Raw genomic sequence first — 18,982 nt, forward strand, 5'->3', positions numbered from 1 at the left:
TCGGTGGTGTTGTCGGGTGATGTGGGTGTGCTGGAGTCGGTGGTGGGCCGGTTGGTGGGCGAGGGGGTGGAGTGCCGGCGGCTTGATGTGTCGCACGGGTTTCATTCGGTGTTGATGGAGCCGGTGCTGGATGACTTCCGGCGGGTCGTGGAGTCGCTGGAGTTCGGGCCGGTGCGTCCGGGTGTTGCGGTGGTGTCGGGATTGACGGGTGGGGTGGTCGGTGGCGGGGAGTTGGGGGATGCGGAGTACTGGGTGCGCCACGCGCGGGAGGCGGTGCGGTTCGCGGACGGGGTGGAGGCGGTGCGGGGTCTGGGTGTGTCGACGTTGGTGGAGGTGGGTCCGCATGCGGTGCTGACGGGGATGGCGGGGGAGTGCCTCGACGAAACCGGTGATGTGGTGGTGGTCCCGGTGATGCGGCGCGGCCGGCCGGAGCGGGAGGCGTTCGAGGCGGCGGTGGCAACCGTCTTCACCCGGGACGCGGACCTGGACGTGAACGCCCTCCACACGGGCAGTGGTGGCGGCCGGCGCATCGACCTCCCCACCTACCCCTTCCAACACGCCCGCTACTGGCTGGCCGCCCCGCCCCGGACCAGGGCGAAGACCGACGGGGTGTCGGCGGCGGGCCTGCGCGAGGCGGACCACCCCCTGCTCGCCGCCGCCGTGGAAGTGCCCGGTACCGACACCGAGGTGTGGTCCGGGCGCATATCCGCTGCCGATCTTCCCTGGCTCGCCGACCACTTGGTATGGGACCGGGGCGTCGTACCGGGGGCCGCGTTACTGGAGATGGTGCTTCAGGTGGGGAGCCGGATCGGTCTGCCGCGCGTCGCCGAACTGATTCTGGAGACGCCGCTGACCTGGGCCTCCGACCGCCCGCTCCAGGTCCGGATCGTCGTGGCCGCCGCCCCCTCGGCCCCAGGGGGCGCGCGTGAGGTGACCCTCCACTCGCGGCCCGAACCCATGGCCGCCACCTCGTCCTCCTCGCGTCCGGCGGCGGGGGAGCGGGACGACGACTGGACCCGACACGCCTCGGGGCTGCTGGCCCCTCCCGCCGACCTCACCGGTGATCCCGATACCGATTCCGCACCCGTCCACCGCTCCGACCCCGACCCCCACCGCCCGCCCCGGACCGGCCGAACCGGTGCCGACGACACCGCCCTGCTCACGGGCGCGTGGCCCCCGGTCGGTGCCGAACCCCTCGACCTCGCCGGGCAGTACCCGCTCTTCGCGGCCGCCGGAGTGCGCTACGAAGGAGCCTTCCGAGGGCTGCGTGCGGCATGGCGGCGCGGCGACGAGGTCTTCGCCGACGTACGACTGCCCGACGCGCACGCGGTCGACGCCGCCCACTACGGCGTGCACCCCGCCCTGCTCGACGCGGTGCTGCATCCGATCGCGGTGCTGGACCCGTTGGGCGACGGTGGGCACGGTCTGCTGCCGTTCTCCTGGAGCGACGTGCAGTGGCACGGTCGCGGCGGACACGCGCTCCGGGTCCGGGTGGCGGCCGCCGACGGCGGCGCGGTGTCGGTCACCGCGGCCGATCAGGAGGGCAACCCTGTCCTCTCCGCCCGCTCCCTGGTACTGCGCCGCATCACCGCGGACCGGCTGCCCGCCGCGCCGGTCGCGCCTCTTTACCGCTTGGACTGGCGGCCGTTCCTGGGACCGGCGCCCGTCACAGCGGCCGGGCGCTGGGTGGTCGTCGGACCCGAGGCCGAGGCCACGGCGGCCGGACTGCGCGCCGTGGGACTGGACGCCCGTACCCATGTGCTCCCTCTGGGAGAGCCGCTGCCGCCGCAGGCCGGCGCCGGTGCGGAGGTGATCATCCTCGACCTGACGACCACCACCACCGCAGCGGCCGGCCGTACGGCGTCCGACGGTGGGCGTCTCGGCCTCCTCGACGAGGTGCGGGCGACGGTGCGCCGGGCCCTGGACGCCGTACAGGCCCCCTTCGACGCCACCGGACCCGACCCGACCACCGCCACCGAACCCGACCCGACCACCGCCACCGACCCGACCACCGCCACCGACCCGACCACCGTCATCGGAACCGGTACAACCACCGCAGGTACCGCGACCGATGCCGAGGCGGCTGCCCCCCGGCTGGTCGTCCTGACCCGGGGCGCGGCCGGCCCCGAGGGAGGCGCGGCGGACCCCGCCGGAGCCGCCGTCTGGGGGCTCGTCCGGGTCGCGCAGACCGAACTGCCCGGCCGCTTCACCCTGGTCGACATCGACGGCATCCAGGCGTCGCTGCGGGCCCTGCCCGGACTGCTGGCGTCGGGGGCCGGTCAGTTGGCCGTGCGCGACGGGCGTGCCACCGTCCCGCGCATCGTTCCGGTCGCCGACCACACCCCCCGCACCGGCGACGGCATGGCAGCCGACGGCGCCGGTGGCGGCGGACCGTCGGTGACCCTGGACCCCGAGGGCACCGTGCTGATCACCGGTGGCACCGGAGCGCTGGCCGCGGAAACCGCCCGGCACCTCGTGGAACGGCACAAGGTGCGCCACCTCCTGCTGGTCGGCAGGCGCGGTCCCGACGCACCCGGCGTCGACCGGCTCGTCGCCGAACTGACCGGTTCGGGCGCCGAGGTCGCCGTACGGGCCTGTGACGTCAGCGACCGCGACGCCCTGCGCCGCCTGCTCGGCGAACTGCCCGGCGCACATCCGCTGACCTGCGTGGTGCACACCGCCGGGGTGCTCGACGACGGCGTGCTGTCCGCCCAGACGGCCGAGCGGATCGACGCGGTGCTGCGGCCCAAGGCCGACGCCGCCCTCCACCTGGACGAGCTGACCCGGGAGTCCGGCCGGGTTCCCCTGGTGCTGTACTCCTCGGTCTCCGCGACCCTGGGCAGCGCGGGACAGGCCGGGTACGCGGCCGCCAACGCCTTCCTGGACGCGCTGGCCGCCCGGCGGTGCGCCGACGGGCACCCCGCGCTGTCGCTCGGCTGGGGCTGGTGGTCCGGGGCGGGCCTCGCCACCGGGCTTGAGGGAGCGGACGCGGCGCGGGTCCGGCGCTCCGGAGTCGCCCCGCTCGACGCCGGCACCGCACTGGAGCTGTTCGACCGGGCGCTGACCCGGCCCGAGCCGGCCCTGCTGCCCGTGCGGCTGGACCCGCGCGCCGCGGCCCGTGCCACCGTCCTCCCGGAGGTCCTGCGCGAGTTGGCCGGCGGACCGGCGGACGCGCACGGCAGGGCCTCAAACGTGCCGGGCGGCACCGGGACCGTGTCGGGCACCGGGGACGGGGCCGGGACTGTACCCCGGGCTCCCGCTCCGGTCGACGCCGCCGGGGCGCTGGCCGCGCGGCTCGCGGGACGTTCCGCGTCCGAGCGTACGGCCCTCCTGCTCGACCTGGTGCGGGCCGAGGTCGCGGCGGTGCTGGGGCACGGCGACCCCGCCGCGGTCGGCGCCGCCCGCAGCTTCAAGGAGGCCGGATTCGACTCCCTCACCGCCGTCGACCTCCGCAACCGGCTGAACGCCCGTACCGGGCTGCGGCTGCCCGCGACCCTCGTCTTCGACCACCCGACGCCACTCGCCCTCGCCGAACTCCTGCTCGGCGGGCTGACGGTGGCCGGGCCGACGGAACCGGCCGGTCAGAGCCCGGACGGACCGGGCGGTGCCGAGACCCTGACCGGCGTGATCGACCGGCTGGAGCGCGGCCTCGCCGCGACCGACGACGGCGAGGTTCGGGCCGACGCGGCACGGCGGCTGCGCGGCCTGCTGGCCGCACTTCCCGCCGGTTCCGGCGCGGCGGCCGGTCCGGATGCGGAGGAAGGTGTCCCCGGCCGCGGCGACGTGGTGATCGACCGGCTCCGGTCGGCCTCCGACGACGACTTGTTCGACCTGCTCGACAGCGACTTCCAGTGAGCCGGACCGCGCCGCGCACCGGCCGCTGAACCGCTCTTCACCCAGACCCACGAGATGACGCCTGAGGAGAACCGTGTCAGCGACGAACGAGGAGAAGTTGCGGGAGTACCTGCGGCGCGCGATGGCCGACCTGCACAGCGCACGGGAGCGGCTGCGCGAGGTCGAGTCGGCGAGCCGTGAGCCGATCGCGATCGTGGGCATGGGCTGCCGTTACCCGGGTGGTGTGGCGTCGCCCGAGGAGCTGTGGGACCTGGTGGCGGCCGGTACGGACGCGATCTCCCCGTTCCCCGTCGACCGGGGCTGGGACGCCGAGGGGCTGTACGACCCGGAGCCGGGGGTGCCGGGCAGGAGTTATGTGCGGGAGGGCGGGTTCCTGCATTCCGCGGCGGAGTTCGACGCGGAGTTCTTCGGTGTCTCGCCGCGGGAGGCGGCGGCGATGGATCCGCAGCAGCGGTTGCTGCTGGAGACGTCGTGGGAGGCGTTGGAGCGGGCCGGGATCGTGCCGGACTCGCTGCGCGGCAGCCGTACCGGCGTCTTCACCGGTGTCATGTACCACGACTACGGCAGCCACCAGGTCGGCACCGCCGCCGACCCCAGTGGACAGCTCGGCCTCGGTACCGCGGGCAGCGTCGCGTCGGGACGGGTGGCGTACACCCTGGGCCTACAGGGCCCGGCCGTGACCATGGACACGGCCTGCTCGTCCTCGCTGGTCGCGCTGCATCTGGCGGTGCAGTCGCTGCGGCGGGGCGAGTGTGATCTGGCGTTGGCCGGCGGGGTGACGGTGATGGCGACGCCGACGGTGTTCGTGGAGTTCTCGCGGCAGCGGGGGCTGGCGGCGGACGGGCGGTGCAAGGCGTTCGCGGAGGGTGCGGACGGGACCGCCTGGGCCGAGGGTGTGGGTGTGCTGCTGGTGGAGCGGTTGTCGGACGCCCGTCGTCATGGTCATCGGGTGCTGGCGGTGGTGCGGGGCAGTGCGGTCAACCAGGACGGGGCGAGCAACGGCCTCACCGCGCCCAGCGGTCCGGCCCAGCAGCGGGTGATCCGTGACGCGCTGGCGGACGCGGGGCTGGCGCCGGGTGATGTGGACGTGGTGGAGGCGCACGGTACGGGTACCCCGCTCGGCGACCCCATCGAGGCCGGTGCGCTCATGGCCACCTACGGCAGTGAACGCGCGGGCGATCCCCTGTGGCTGGGGTCCCTGAAGTCGAACATCGGGCACACGCAGGCCGCCGCGGGAGCCGCCGGCGTCATCAAGATGGTGCAGGCGCTGCGTCAGTCGGAGCTGCCCCGCACCCTGCACGTCGACGCGCCCTCGGCCAAGGTCGACTGGGACGCGAGCGCCGTGGAACTGCTCACCGGCGCCCGGCCCTGGCCCCGGCGCGAGCACCGGCCCCGGCGGGCCGCGATCTCCGCCTTCGGCGTCAGCGGTACCAACGCCCACGTCATCATCGAGGAACCTCCCACGCCCGGCGACGCGTCCTCCGCCGGCGCCCGCCCTGCGCCGGGCGAGGCGACCACCTCCCGCTCCACCGCGGCAGGCCCCTCGCCCTCCTCCGCCGAGGCGGGCCCGTCGCCCTCTTCCGTCGAGGCAGGCCCGTCGCCCTCCTCCGCCGGGGCGGGCCCGTCGCCCTCCTCCGCCGGGGCGGGCCCGTCGCCCTCCTCCGCCGGGGCGGGCCCGTCGCCCTCTTCCGTCGAGGCAGGCCCGTCGCCCTCCTCCACCGAGGCGGGCCCGGCGCCCGCTTCCACGGCGGCCGGTCCGCTGCCCCCCTCCACGGCGGCCGGTCCGCTGTCCCCCTCCACGGCGGCCGGTCCGCTGTCCCCCTCCACGGCGGCCGGTCCGCTGTCCCCCTCCACGGCGGCCGGTCCGCTGTCCCCCTCGGCCGCTGCCGTGGTCTGGCCCCTGTCCGCCGAGACCGTCCCCGCCCTGCGCGCCCAGGCCGCCCGCCTGCGTGCGCACCTCGAACGCCACCCCAACACCTCGCCGACCGACATCGGCCACGCCCTGGCCGCCGAACGCGCCGCCCTCACCCGGCGCGTCGTGCTGCTCGGCGACGACGGAGCCCCGGTCGACGCCCTCGCCGCCCTCGCCGCGGGCGAGACCACCCCGGACGCCGTGCACGGCACCGCGGCGGACATCCGCCGGGTCGCGTTCGTGTTCCCCGGCCAGGGCTCCCAGTGGGCCGGGATGGGCGCCGAACTGCTCGACACCTCCCCGGCCTTCGCCGCCGAAGTGGAACGCTGCCGGCGCGCGCTCGCCCCGTACGTGGACTGGGACCTCGCGGACGTACTGCGCGGGGCACCCGGCGCGCCCGGCCTCGACCGCGTCGACGTCGTCCAGCCGGCCACCTTCGCCGTCATGACGGGACTCGCCGCACTGTGGCGCTCCCTCGGCGTCGAACCCGCCGCCGTCATCGGCCACTCCCAGGGCGAGATCGCCGCGGCCTGCGTGGCCGGCGCGCTCTCCCGGGAGGACGCCGCCCGGATCGTGGCCCTGCGCTCCCAGGTCATCGCCCGCGAACTGGCCGGTCGGGGCGGCATGGCCTCGGTGGCGCTGCCCGCCGCCGAGGTCGAGGCCCGCCTGGCCGGCGGCGTCGAGATCGCCGCCGTCAACGGCCCCGGCTCGACCGTCGTCTGCGGGGAGCCCGGCGCCCTGGAGGCGTTGCTGGTCACCCTGGAGGGTGAGGGCACCCGGGTCCGCCGCATCGACGTCGACTACGCCTCCCACTCCCCCTACGTCGAGAGCATCAGAGCCGAACTCGCCACCGTCCTCGGCCCCGTCCGGCCGCGCCGGAGCGACGTGCCGTTCTACTCCACCGTCGAGGCGGCGCCGGTCGACACCACCGCCCTGGACGCCGACTACTGGTACCGCAACCTGCGGCTCCCCGTCCGCTTCGAGCCGACCGTACGCGCCCTGCTCGCCGACGGCGTCGACGCCTTCGTGGAATGCTCCGCGCACCCCGTGCTCACCGTCGGCGTGCGCCAGACCGTGGAGAGCGCCGGCACCGCCGTACCGGCCCTCGGCTCGCTGCGCCGCGACGAGGGCGGGCCGCGGCGCTTCCTCACCTCCGCCGCCGAGGCCCAGGTCGCCGGCGTCCCCGTGGACTGGGCGACGCTCCACCCCGACGCCGGCCGGGTGGACCTGCCGACCTACGCCTTCCAGCGCGGACGCCACTGGGTCGGCCCCGCCCGGCCCGACCGGGCGACGATCGCCACGACCGGCGACGACGCCCCGGAGCCAGGGGACCGGCTCGGCTACCACGTCGCGTGGAAGGGGCTGCGCTCCGCCACCGGCGGCTGGCGCCCCGGCCTGCGCCTGCTGATCGTGCCCGCCGGCGAGCGGCACGCCGCGCTCGCGGACGCCCTGGAACAGGCCGTCGCCTCCTTCGGCGGTACGGTCCGCCGCGTCGTCCTCGACCCGGCCCGCACCGGACGCGCCGAGCTGTTCGGCCTGCTGGCAGCGGAGATCAACGGCGACACCGCCGTCACCGGCGTCGTCTCGCTGCTCGGCCTGTGCACCGACGGCGGGCCGGACCACCCCGCCGTGCCCGTCGCCGTCTCCGCCACCCTCGCCCTCGTCCAGGCCCTGGCCGACCTCGGCAGCACCGCACCACTGTGGACCGTCACCTGCGGCGCGGTCACCACCGCCCCCGACGAACTGCCGTGCACCGCCGGCGCCCAGCTGTGGGGCCTGGGGCGGGTGGCCGCGCTGGAGCTGCCCGAGGTGTGGGGCGGCCTCATCGACCTTCCCGCGCGGCCCGACGCCCGGGTCCTGGACCGTCTCGCGGGAGTCCTCACCGAACCCGGCGGCGAGGACCAGATCGCCGTCCGCATGGCGGGCGTCTTCGGCCGCCGGGTCCTGCCGAACCCGGCCGACCCCCGGCCCCCGGCCTGGCGGGCCCGGGGCACCGTCCTCATCGCCGGCGACCTCACGACGGTGCCCGGCCGGCTGATCCGGTCCCTCCTCGAGGACGGCGCCGAGCGCGTGGTGCTGGCCGGGCCCGACGCCCCCGCACAGGCCGCCGCCGCCGGACTCACCGGCGCCTCCCTCGTCCCCGTGCACTGCGACGTCACCGACCGCACGGAACTGGCCGCCCTGCTCGACGAGCACGCGCCGTCCGTCGTCGTGCACGCCCCGCCACTCGTGCCCCTGGCCCCGCTGCGGGACACGGCGCCCGGGGACATCGCCGCCGCCCTCGCCGCCAAGACCACCGCCGCCGGCCACCTGGTCGACCTGGCGCCGGCCGCGGGACTCGACGCGCTGGTGCTGTTCTCCTCGGTCTCCGGCGTGTGGGGCGGCTCGGCCCAGGGCGGCTACGCGGCCGCCAGCGCGCACCTCGACGCGCTGGCCGAACGCGCCCGCGCCGCCGGAGTGCCCGCGTTCTCCGTGGCCTGGAGCCCCTGGGCCGGAGGCACGCCCGCCGCCGGTGCCGAGGCGGAGTTCCTCAGCCGGCGGGGCCTCGCCCCCCTCGAACCCGACGAGGCGGTGCGGACCCTGCGCCGCATGCTGGAGCGCGGCAGCGCCTGCGGCGCGGTCGCCGACGTCGACTGGAGCCGGTTCGCCGCCTCCTACACCTGGGTGCGGCCCGCCGTGCTCTTCGACGACATCCCGGATGTACAGCGGCTGCGCGCGGCCGAACTGGCGCCGGGCACCGGCGACGCGACCACCTCCGAACTCGTCCGCGAACTGACCGCGCAGTCCGGCCACAAACGGCACGCCACCCTGCTGCGGCTGGTGCGCGCACACGCCGCCGCCGTCCTCGGGCAGTCCTCCGGCGACGCGGTGAGCAGCGCCCGCGCCTTCCGCGACCTCGGCTTCGACTCGTTGACCGCCCTCGAACTGCGCGACCGGCTCAGCGCCGCCACCGGGCTCAAGCTGCCCACCTCCCTGGTCTTCGACCACTCCAACCCGGCCGCGCTCGCCCGGCACCTCGGCGAGGAACTCCTCGGCCGGAACGACGCCGCCGACCGGACCGGCCCCGAGACCCCGGCCCGCACCGACGAACCCGTCGCCATCATCGGCATGGCCTGCCGGCTGCCCGGCGGGGTGCGGTCCCCCGAGGACCTGTGGGACCTGCTGTCCGGCGGGACCGACGCCATCACCCCCTTCCCCACCAACCGGGGATGGGACAACGACACCCTCTACGACCCCGACCCCGACTCGCCCGGACACCACACCTACGTGCGCGAGGGCGGGTTCCTGCACGACGCGGCCGAGTTCGACCCCGGCTTCTTCGGCATCAGCCCCCGCGAGGCCCTGGCCATGGACCCGCAGCAGCGGCTGATCCTGGAGACGTCCTGGGAGTCCTTCGAACGGGCCGGCATCGACCCGGTCGAACTGCGCGGCAGCCGCACCGGGGTCTTCGTCGGCACCAACGGACAGCACTACGTGCCGCTCCTCCAGGACGGCGACGAGAACTTCGACGGCTACATCGCCACCGGCAACTCCGCCAGCGTGATGTCCGGCCGGCTCTCCTACGTCTTCGGCCTGGAGGGCCCCGCCGTCACCGTCGACACCGCCTGCTCGGCCTCCCTGGCCGCCCTGCACCTGGCGGTGCAGTCACTGCGCCGCGGCGAGTGCGACTACGCCCTCGCCGGCGGTGCCACCGTGATGTCCACCCCCGAGATGCTTGTGGAGTTCGCCCGTCAGCGGGCGGTGTCACCGGACGGCCGCAGCAAGGCGTTCGCGGAGGAGGCCGACGGCGTCGGACTCGCCGAGGGCGCCGGGATGCTGCTGGTCGAGCGGCTCTCGGACGCCCACCGCAACGGCCACCCGGTGCTGGCGGTGGTGCGGGGCAGCGCCGTCAACCAGGACGGGGCGAGCAACGGCCTCACCGCACCGAGTGGTCCGGCCCAGCAGCGGGTGATCCGCGAGGCACTGGCCGACGCGGGACTGGCGCCCGCGGACGTGGATGCGGTCGAGGCGCACGGCACCGGCACCCCGCTCGGCGACCCGATCGAGGCCGGCGCGCTGCTCGCCACGTACGGCCGGGACCGGCGCGACGGGCCGCTCTGGCTCGGCTCGTTGAAGTCGAACATCGGGCACACCCAGGCCGCGGCCGGGGTGGCCGGGGTGATCAAGATGGTGCTGGCCCTGCGCCACGGAGAGCTGCCCCGCACCCTGCACGCCACGACCGCCTCGTCCAAAATCGACTGGGACGCGGGCGCCGTGGAGCTGCTGGACGAGGCGAGGCCCTGGCCGCGGCGGGCGGAGGGACCGCGCCGGGCCGGGATCTCCTCGTTCGGCATCAGCGGCACCAACGCCCACCTCGTCATCGAGGAACCGCCGGAGCCCACCGCGCCCGAACTCCGCGCACCCGACCCGGCCGCCGACGGCGACGTCTGGTCCGAGGAGTGGTGGCACGAGGTGACCGTGCCGCTGATGATGTCCGCGCACAACGACGCGGCCCTGCGCGACCAGGCGCGCCGCCTGCGCGCCGACCTGCTCGCCCACCCCGAGCTGCACCCGGCCGACGTCGGCTACACCCTCCTCACCACCCGCACCCGGTTCGAGCAGCGGGCCGCCGTCGTCGGCGAGAACTTCACGGAGCTGATCGCGGCCCTCGACGACCTCGTCGAAGGCCGGCCGCACCCGCTCGTCCTGCGCGGCAGCGCCGGCACCTCCGACCAGGTCGTGTTCGTCTTCCCCGGTCAGGGCTCGCAGTGGCCCGAGATGGCCGAGGGACTGCTGGCCCGCTCCAGCGGCTCCGGCGCGTTCCTTACGACCGCCCGCGCCTGCGACCTCGCGCTCCGGCCCCACCTCGGCTGGTCCGTACTGGACGTGCTGTGCCGGGAACCCGGCGCGCCCTCGCTCGACCGGGTCGACGTGGTGCAGCCCGTGCTGTTCACCATGATGGTCTCGCTCGCCGAGACCTGGCGTTCGCTGGGCGTCGAACCGGCCGCGGTCGTCGGCCACTCCCAGGGGGAGATCGCCGCCGCCTACGTCGCCGGCGCCCTGACGCTGGACGACGCGGCCCGCATCGTCGCCCTGCGCAGCCAGGCGTGGCTGCGGCTGGCCGGCAAGGGCGGCATGATCGCGGTGACCCTCGCCGAAGGCGACCTGCGCCCCCGCCTGGAGCCCTGGAGCGACCGGCTCGCCGTCGCCGCCGTCAACGGCCCCGAGACCTGCGCCGTCTCCGGGGACCCGGTGGCCCTGGCGGAACTCGTCGCCGAACTCGGCGCGGAGGGCGTGCACGCCCGCCCCATCCCCGGCGTCGACACCGCCGGGCACTCGCCCCAGGTCGACACGTTGGAGGCCCATCTGCGGCAGGTGCTCGCCCCCGTCGCGCCCCGCACCTCCGACATCCCGTTCTACTCGACGGTCACCGGCGGACTCATCGACACCGCCGAGCTGGACGCCGACTACTGGTACCGCAACATGCGCGAGCCGGTGGAGTTCGAGAAGGCCACCCGCGCCCTGATCGCCGACGGCCACGACGTGTTCCTGGAGTCGAGCCCGCACCCCATGCTGGCCGTCTCCCTCCAGGAGACGATCAGCGACGCCGGTGCCTCCGCGGCCGTCCTCGGCACCCTGCGGCGCGGCCAGGGCGGCCCCCGCTGGCTGGGCGTGGCCCTCTGCCGCGCCTACACCCACGGCCTGGAGATCGACGCCGACGCAGTCTTCGGCCCGGACTCACGGCGTGTGGAACTGCCCACGTACCCCTTCCAGCGCGAGCGCTACTGGTACAGCCCCGGCCACCGCGGCGACGACCCCGCCTCCCTCGGTCTGGACGCCGCCGACCATCCGCTGCTCGGCAGCGGCGTCGAACTCCCGGAGCCCGGCGCCCGGATGTACACCGCGCGCCTGGGCGCCGACACCACCCCGTGGCTGGCCGACCACGCCCTGATGGGCTCGCCGCTGCTGCCGGGCGCCGCCTTCGCCGACCTGGCGCTCTGGGCCGGCCGCCAGACGGGCACCGCCCGCGTCGAGGAACTCACCCTGGCCGCGCCCCTGGTGCTGCCGCCGTCCGGAGGGGTCCGGCTGCGGCTGACCGTCGACGCCCCGGGCCCCGACGACGCCCGCCGCTTCGCCGTGCACGCCCGCGCCGAGGGCGCCACGAACTGGACCCTGCACGCCGAGGGGCTGCTCACCGCGGAGGACCCGGCCGACGTGCCGGACGCCCCGGAGACCACCCCGCCCGCCGGCGCCGAACAACTGGACACCGGCGACTTCTACGACCGCTTCGCCGAACTCGGCTACGGCTACGGCCCGTTCTTCCGCGGACTGGTGAGCGCCCACCGCATGGGCCCCGACCTGCACGCGGAGGTCGCGCTGCCCGTCCAGGCCCAGGGCGACGCGGCACGGTTCGGCATCCACCCCGCGCTGCTGGACGCGGCGTTGCAGACGATGAGCCTCGGGGGTTTCTTCCCCGAGGACGGCCGGGTCCGCATGCCGTTCGCCCTGCGCGGCGTCCGGCTGCACCGCGCCGGCGCCGACCGGCTGCACGTGCGCATCTCACCCGAGTCCGAGGACGCCGTCCGCATCCGGTGCGCCGACGGCGAGGGACGGCCGGTCGCCGAGATCGAGTCCTTCGTCATGCGGCCGGTCGACCCCGGGCAGCTCATGGGCGGGCGCCCGGTCGGCGCCGACGCCCTCTTCCGCGTCGCCTGGCGCGAACTCACCGCGGACCCGGGCGCCCGGACCGGTGACGGCGCCGCCTCCCCGGCACGCTGGGTGCTGGCGGGACCCGACCCGCTGGGCCTGGCCGAGGCGGCCGGCGCCCACCTGCCCGACGGACTCGGCCCGGACGGCCGGCTGCCGTCCGAGGAGGGGCGACCGGCACCGGACGCCGTCGTGTTCGCGGTGCGGGCCGAGACCGGCGACGTCGCCGCCGACGCCCACACCGTGGCCTGCCGGGTCCTGGACCTCGTACAGCGCCGGCTCGCGGTCCCCGAGGGCGCGGACGGCGCCCGCCTGGTCGTCGCCACCCGCGGTGCCGTCGCCGTGCGCGACGACGCCGAGGTGGACGATCCGGCCGCGGCCGCCGCGTGGGGCCTGCTGCGCTCCGCGCAGGCCGAGGAGCCGGGCCGGTTCCTGCTCGTGGACCTGGACGACGACCCGGCGTCCGCCCGGGCCCTGGCCCTCGCCCTGAGCTCCGGCGAACCGCAGACCGCGGTCCGCGCCGGGACGGTGTACGTGCCCCGGCTGGAGCGGGCCGCCGATCGCGCGGACGGGCCGTTCACCCCGCCCGACCACGGCGCCTGGCGGCTGCGCAGGGGCACCGACCTCACCCTCGACGGCCTCGCCCCGGTGCCCGCCCCGGACGCCGAGGCCCCGCTGGAGCCCGGCCAGGTGCGCGTCGCCGTACGCGCCGCGGGCGTGAACTTCCGCGACGCCCTCATCGCCCTCGGCATGTACCCGGGCGAGGCGGACATGGGAACGGAGGGCGCCGGCACCGTCGTCGAGGTCGGCCCCGATGTCACCGGCGTCGCCCCCGGCGACCGGGTGCTCGGCCTGTGGGACGGCGGCCTGGGCCCGCTGTGCGTGGCCGACCACCGGCTCCTCGCCCCCGTCCCGGACGGCTGGTCCTACGCCCAGGCCGCCTCCGTCCCCGCGGTGTTCCTCAGCGCCTACTACGGCCTGGTCACCCTGGCCGGCCTCCGGCCGGGGGAGCGGGTCCTCGTGCACGCCGCCGCCGGGGGCGTCGGGATGGCCGCGGTGCAGATCGCCCGCCACCTCGGCGCCGAGGTACTGGCCACCGCGAGCCCCGGCAAGTGGGACGTCCTGCGCGCCCTGGGCATCACCGACGACCACCTCGCCTCCTCCCGCACCCTCGACTTCGCGACCGCCTTCACCGGCCCGGACGGCACCTCCCGCGCAGACGTCGTCCTGAACTCCCTCACGAAGGAGTTCGTGGACGCCTCCCTCGGACTGCTCCGCCCGGGCGGCCGGTTCCTGGAGCTGGGCAAGACCGACGTCCGGGACCCCGAGCGGATCGCCGCCGAACACCCCGGGGTCCGCTACCGGGCGTTCGACCTCCACGAGGCCGGACCCGACGCACTCGGCCGGCTGCTGCGGGAGCTGATGGACCTGTTCGCCGCCGGTGTGCTGCACCCGCTGCCCGTCGTCACCCACGACGTGCGCCGGGCCGCGGATGCCCTGCGCACCATCAGCCAGGCCCGGCACACCGGAAAGCTCGTCCTGACCATGCCGCCCGCCTGGCACCCGTACGGCACGGTCCTGGTCACCGGTGGCACCGGCGCCCTCGGCAGCGCCGTCGCCCGCCATCTGGCGAGCCGGCACGGCGTCCGCCGGCTGCTGATCGCCACCCGCCGCGGACCGGACGGCGAGGGCGCCGCGGAACTGGTCGCCGACCTCACCGCCCTGGGCGCCTCGGCCACCGTCGTGGCCTGCGACGTCTCCGACCCGGACGCCGTACGTCGCCTGCTCGCCGGCATCCCGGCCGCGTATCCGCTGACGGCGGTGGTGCACAGCACCGGCGTCCTCGACGACGGCGTGCTGCCCGGACTCACCCCCGAGCGGCTGCGGCGCGTGCTGCGGCCCAAGGTGGAGGCCGCCGTCCACCTGGACGAACTCACCCGCGACCTGGACCTGTCGGCGTTCGTCCTCTTCTCCTCCAGCGCCGGCCTGCTGGGCAGTCCGGCCCAGGGCAACTACGCGGCGGCCAACGCCACCCTCGACGCCCTCGCCACCCGGCGGCGGTCCCTCGGCCTGCCGGCGGTGTCGCTGGCGTGGGGACTGTGGTCCGACACCAGCCGGATGGCCCACGCACTGGACCAGGAGAGCCTCCAGCGGCGCTTCGCCCGCAGCGGCTTCCCGCCCCTGTCCGCCACGCTCGGCGCGGCGCTGTTCGACGCCGCCCTGCGCGTCGACGAGGCCGTGCAGGTCCCCATGCGCTTCGACCCGGCCGCGCTGCGCGCCACCGGTAGCGTCCCCGCCCTGCTGTCGGACCTCGTCGGGTCCGCGCCCGCGACGGGTTCCGCGAACCCGGCCGCAGGCCCTCGTCCGGTGCCGGACGCCGGGTCCACCGGTGAACCGCTGGCCGAGCGGCTGGCCGGGCTCTCCGCCGAGGAACGCCACGACCGGCTGCTCGGCCTGGTCGGCGACCACGTGGCCGCGGTCCTCGGTCACGGCTCCGCCGCGGAGGTCCGTCCCGACCGGCCGTTCCGCGAGGTCGGCTTCGACTCGCTGACGGCCGTGGAACTGCGCAACCGGATGGCGGCGGTCACCGGGACCAGGCTCCCCGCCACCCTGGTCTTCGACCACCCCACCCCGGCCGCGCTGGCCGCGCACCTCGACGGCCTGCTGGCCCCCGCGCGGCCCGACACCGCCGCCCCGCTGCTGTCCGAACTCGACCGCATCGAGGAGGCGCTGGCCGCCCTCACCCCCGAGCACCTCGCCCGGCTCGCGCCCGCCCCCGACGACCGGGCCGAGGTCGCCCTGCGCCTGGACGCCCTGGCCGACCGCTGGCGGGCCCTGCACGACGGCGCGGCCGGTGCCGACGACATCACCGACGTGCTGAGCGGCGCCGACGACGACGAGATCTTCGCGTTCATCGACGAGCGGTACGGCACCTCGTGACCGCCGGCCCGGAGCAGCCCCGCCGCCCGTCCCCGAAAGGAAGCAGCACCATGGCGAACGAAGAGAAGCTGCGCGCCTACCTCAAGCGCGTGACGGGTGAGCTGCACCGGGCCACCGAGCAGCTGCGCGCCCTGGACCGGCGGGCCCACGAGCCGATCGCGATCATCGGGGCGGCCTGCCGGCTCCCCGGCGGCGTCCAGAGCCCGGACGACCTGTGGGAGTTGCTGCTCTCCGGCGCCGACGCGGTCGGCCCGGCCCCCGCCGACCGCGGCTGGGACGTGGAGGGCAGGTACTCGCCCGATCCCGACGCGCCCGGCACCTCGTACTGCCGCGAGGGAGGCTTCGTCCAGGGGGCCGACCGCTTCGACCCCGCCCTGTTCGGCATCTCCCCCCACGAGGCGCTCACCATGGACCCCCAGCAGCGGCTGCTGCTGGAGACCTCCTGGGAGGCGCTGGAACGAGCCGGCCTCGACCCGCGGTCCCTGGCGGGCAGCCGGACCGCGGTGTTCGCCGGGGCGTGGGAGAGCGGCTACCAGAAGGGCGCCGAAGGACTCGACGCCGACCTGGAGGCCCAGCTCCTGGCCGGCATCGTCAGTTTCACCGCGGGCCGCGTGGCCTACGCCCTGGGTCTGGAGGGCCCGGCGCTGACGATCGACACGGCCTGCTCCTCGTCGCTGGTGGCCCTGCACCTGGCGGTGCAGTCACTGCGCCGGGGCGAGTGCGACCTCGCCCTGGCGGGCGGCGCCACGGTGATCGCCGACTTCGCCCTCTTCACCCAGTTCTCCCGGCAGCGCGGGCTCGCCCCCGACGGCCGCTGCAAGGCCTTCGGCGAGGCGGCCGACGGGTTCGGCCCCGCCGAGGGCGCCGGGATGCTGCTGGTCGAGCGGCTCTCGGACGCCCACCGCAACGGCCACCCGGTGCTGGCGGTGGTGCGGGGCAGCGCCGTCAACCAGGACGGGGCGAGCAACGGCCTCACCGCACCGAGTGGTCCGGCCCAGCAGCGGGTGATCCGCGAGGCACTGGCCGACGCGGGACTGGCGCCCGCGGACGTGGACGCGGTCGAGGCGCACGGCACCGGCACCCCGCTCGGCGACCCCATCGAGGCCGGCGCCCTCATGGCCACGTACGGGCACGGACGGACGGGCGACCCGCTCTGGCTCGGCTCGCTGAAGTCGAACATCGGGCACACCCAGGCCGCGGCCGGGGTGGCCGGGGTGATCAAGATGGTGCTGGCCCTGCGCCACGGAGAGCTGCCCCGCACCCTGCACGCCACGACCGCCTCGTCCAAAATCGACTGGGACGCGGGCGCCGTGGAACTGCTGGACGAGGCGAGGCCCTGGCCGCGGCGGACGGAGGGACCGCGCCGGGCCGGGATCTCCTCGTTCGGCATCAGCGGCACCAACGCCCACCTCGTCATCGAGGAACCGCCGGAGCCGCCGGAGCCCACCGGGGAACCCGGGGAGGCCGCGCAGCCGCCCGCCCGGACCACGACCGTCCTCCCGCTGTCGGCCGCCGGTGCGGGGTCCCTGCGGGAACAGGCCCGCAGGCTCGCCGCGCACCTGGCCGACCACGAGGAGATCACCGCCGCCGACGCCGCCCGCTCCGCCGCCACCACCCGAGCCGCGCTCTTGCACCGCGCCTCGGTCCTCGCCGACGACCGGCAGTCACTGATCGACAGGCTGACCGCGCTGGCGGAGGACAGGAAGGACGCGGGCGTCACCGTCGGCGAGGCGGGCAGCGGCCGGCCCCCCGTCTTCGTCTTCCCGGGGCAGGGCTCCCAGTGGACGGCCATGGGCGCCGAACTCCTGGACACCGCACCGGCCTTCCGCGCCAAGGCCGAGGAGTGCGCCCGGGCCCTCGCGGCCCACCTCGACTGGTCGGTGCTCGACGTCCTGCGCGGCACCCCCGACGCCCCGCCGATCGACCGCGCCGACGTCGTCCAGCCCACGCTGTTCACCATGATGGTCTCCCTGGCGGCGCTCTGGGAGACCCACGGTGTACGGCCCGCGGCCGTGGTCGGCCACTCCCAGGGCGAGATAGCCGCCGCCCACGCGGCCGGCGCCCTCTCCCTCGACGACGCCGCCCGGGTGATCGCCGAGCGCAGCAGGCTCTGGAAGCGGCTGGCCGGAAACGGCGGCATGCTCTCCGTGATGGCACCGCCCGACCGGGTCCGCGAACTGATCGAGCCCTGGGCGGACCGGATGTCGGTCGCCGCCGTCAACGGCCCCGCCTCGGTCACCGTGGCCGGTGACACGGGAGCGCTGGAGGAGCTCGGCGGCCGGCTCTCCGCCGCCGGGGTCCTGCGCTGGCCCCTGGCCGGCGTCGACTTCGCCGGCCACTCCCCGCAGGTGGAGCGGTTCCGTGCCGAGCTTCTCGACACGCTCGGCGCCGTCCGTCCCACCGCCGCCCGGCTGCCCTTCTTCTCCACCGTGACCGCCGCGGAGCACGCCCCCGAAACCCTGGACGCCGCGTACTGGTACCGGAACATGCGTGAGCCCGTCGAGTTCGCGGCCACCCTGCGGACGCTGCTGCGCGCCGGCCACCGCACGTTCGTCGAGATGGGCCCGCACCCGCTGCTGGGCGCCGCGATCGACGAGGTCGCCGAGGCCGAGGGCGTGCACGCCACCGCGCTCGCCACCCTCCACCGCGGCTCCGGCGGCCTGGACCGGTTCCGCTCCTCCGTGGGCGCCGCGTTCGCCCACGGGGTACGAGTCGACTGGACCGCCCTCTTCGACGGCACCGGCGCCCGCCGGGTCCCGCTGCCCACCTACGCCTTCCGCCGGGACCGGTACTGGCTGCCCACCGCCTTCGGCCGGCGCACCGCCCCGGCACCCGTCGACGAGGCCGCCTCCTGGCGCTACCGCGTCACCTGGACCCCCCTGGCGGCCGACGACACCGGCCGCCTGCCGTCCGGACGCTGGCTGCTGGTGCAGACCCCCGGTACCGCGCCCGAGGACGTGGACGCCGCGGCGTCGGCCCTCACCTCGGCCGGGGTGGTGGTGGAGCGCTGCCGACTGGAACCCACCGAGGCCGCGCGCGCCACGCTCACCGAGCGGCTCACCGAACTGGACGCGCGGCCGGACGGCCTGGCCGGCGTGCTGGTGCTGCCCGGCCGCCCGGAGGGCACCGCTCCGGCCGACGTCCCCGCCCTCGACCCCGGCACGGCCGCCGTCCTGCTCGTGGCCCAGACCGTGCCGGACGCCGCTCCCCGGGCCCGGATATGGGTGGTGACTCGGGGTGCGGTGGCGGTGGGGTCGGGTGAGGTGCCGTGTGCGGTGGGTGCGCGGGTGTGGGGGCTTGGTCGGGTGGCTGCTTTGGAGGTTCCGGTGCAGTGGGGTGGGTTGGTGGATGTGCCGGTGGGTGCGGGTGAGCGGGAGTGGGGGCGTGTGGTGGGTGTGGTTGCGGGGGGTGGTGAGGATCAGGTGGCGGTGCGTGGGGCGGGGTTGTTCGGTCGTCGTCTGGTGGGTGCGGGTGCGGGTGCGGGTGCGGGTGTGGGTGTGGGTGTGGGTGTGGGTGTGGGGGGTTGGCGTGCGCGGGGGTGTGTGGTGGTGACGGGTGGGTTGGGGGGTGTGGGTGGTCATGTGGCGC

The 18,982-nt window shown here is 76.0% G+C and carries 3 protein-coding genes; all 3 read left to right on the top strand.

What is annotated here, in order from left to right; translation table 11 throughout:
• The first annotated feature begins 6 nt into the window (after positions 1-6).
• A complete protein-coding gene (locus AC07FV_RS34495) occupies positions 7-3,855 on the top strand; it encodes a type I polyketide synthase (RefSeq protein ID WP_479091688.1) in 3,849 nt (1,282 codons plus the stop codon).
• Positions 3,856-3,928: 73 nt separating this feature from the next.
• Positions 3,929-15,394 (top strand): SDR family NAD(P)-dependent oxidoreductase, encoded by an 11,466-nt coding sequence (locus AC07FV_RS34500; protein ID WP_479091685.1) that lies wholly within the window; start codon positions 3,929-3,931, stop codon positions 15,392-15,394.
• A gap of 50 nt (positions 15,395-15,444) precedes the next feature.
• A partial coding sequence (locus AC07FV_RS34505) for a type I polyketide synthase (RefSeq protein ID WP_479091686.1) occupies positions 15,445-18,982 on the top strand: 3,538 nt, incomplete at its 3' end.

This window comes from Streptomyces sp. NPDC045956 (genome assembly GCF_056430705.1).